Origin of the sequence: Streptomyces alkaliphilus (assembly GCF_014141535.1) — a bacterium.
GTDB lineage: Bacteria > Actinomycetota > Actinomycetes > Streptomycetales > Streptomycetaceae > Streptomyces > Streptomyces alkaliphilus.
The window spans coordinates 1-1,525 of sequence record NZ_VKHT01001108.1 but is presented as its reverse complement, the minus strand read 5'-3'; the positions used below and the strand labels follow the sequence as shown (position 1 = coordinate 1,525).

Sequence of the window (1,525 nt, the reverse complement as noted above, 5' to 3'; positions counted from 1 at the left end):
CCCCCGACCCCCTCCTCCCCCGGCTGCGCAGCGAGCGGCTGGCCGCGATCGTCCGGGGCCGGGACGCCCGCGCCTCCGTCCGGGCGGCGGTGGTCCTCGCCGAGGAGGGTGTCGGGTTGATCGAGATCTCGCTCACCACCGAGGACGCCGAACGGGTGGTCCGCGAGGTCGTCGCCGAGGTGGGTGACCGGGCGCTGATCGGCGCCGGCACCGTGGTCTCCGCCGACGACGCGCGACGGGCCCGGGAAGCCGGGGCGGCCTGGCTGGTGACGCCCTGTCCCGGGCCGGGGCTGGAGGCCGCCGTGGGGACCGGACTGCCCGTCCTGGGCGGGGCGTTGACCCCCGGGGAGTGCGCGGCGGTGATGGCGTCCGGGGCGACGGCGGTCAAGCTCTTCCCCGCCTCGCTCGGTGGCCCGCCCCATCTGGCGGCCCTGCGCGATCCGTTCCCCGCGATGCCGATCGTGCCGGTGGGCGGGGTGGACACCGGGACCGCCGCCGCGTACCTGGCGGCCGGAGCCGTGGGGGTCGGCGTGGGCGGCCCGCTGCTGGGGGACGCCCCGCACGGCGGTGATCCCGGCGCGCTGCGCGAGCGGGCCCGCGCCTTCCTGGCGGTGTGCGGCCGGGGGGCCGGCGCGTGAGCACCCCGAAGGCACCGGGCTGCGCCGACCGGCCCGCCGTGGACGTGCTGACCTTCGGCGAGACGATGCTCTGCGTCCACACCCCCGGCCCGCTGACGGCGGGCGCCGGGGCACGGATCACGGTGGCGGGCGCCGAGTCGAACGTCGCGGTCGGTCTGGCCCGGTTGGGCCACCGGGCCGGCTGGGCCGGGCGGCTGGGTGCCGACGAGCCCGGCCGGACCGTGCTGCGCGCCCTGCGGGGGGAGGGTGTGGACCTGCGGCACGCGAGTGCGGACGAGGCCGCCCCCACCGGGGCGATGCTGCGCGAGACCCGGGCCGGCGACATCGCCCGGGTGCACTACTGGCGCGCCGGTTCGGCCGCATCCCGACAGCGTCCCGACCACCTGGCGGCGGCGCTGGCGGACGGCACCCGGATCCTCCACCTGACGGGGATCACCCCGGCGCTGGGCGAGGGGCCGCGCGCCGCCGTGACCGAGGCCCTGCGCCACGCGCGGGAGCACGGGTGGACGGTGTCCCTGGACGTCAACCACCGCGAGCGGTTGTGGAGCGGCGCGCAGGCCGCGCCGGTGCTGCGTTCCCTGCTGCCCGGCCCGGACGTGGTGATCGCCTCGGAGGACGAGCTCCCCATCCTGGCCGGCGCGGCGGGTGACGGGGAGCGGCAACGGGTGGCGGAGCTGTTCGCCGAGGGGGTCGGCGAGGTCGTCGTCAAGCTCGGCGCGCAGGGCGCGCGGATCCACCACCGGGACGGCTCGACCACGGAGGCGCCCGCCCGGCGGGTGCCGGTGCGGGACACCCCGGGCGCCGGGGACGCGTTCTGCGCGGGTTACCTCTCCGGGCTGCTCGACGGGCTCGGGGCGGGGCGGCGTCTGGAGCGGGCGGTGGTGTGC

2 protein-coding genes are annotated in these 1,525 nt (G+C 79.0%); both read left to right on the top strand.

The window, feature by feature from the left end:
- Nucleotides 1-23: 23 nt before the first annotated feature.
- On the top strand, nucleotides 24-638 hold the full coding sequence (locus FNQ90_RS22750) for a bifunctional 4-hydroxy-2-oxoglutarate aldolase/2-dehydro-3-deoxy-phosphogluconate aldolase (protein WP_182608065.1): 615 nt from the start codon (nucleotides 24-26) through the stop codon (nucleotides 636-638).
- On the top strand, nucleotides 635-1,525 hold an 891-nt coding region (locus FNQ90_RS22745; protein WP_323380129.1), incomplete at its 3' end, for a sugar kinase. The genes FNQ90_RS22750 and FNQ90_RS22745, both read left to right, overlap by 4 nt.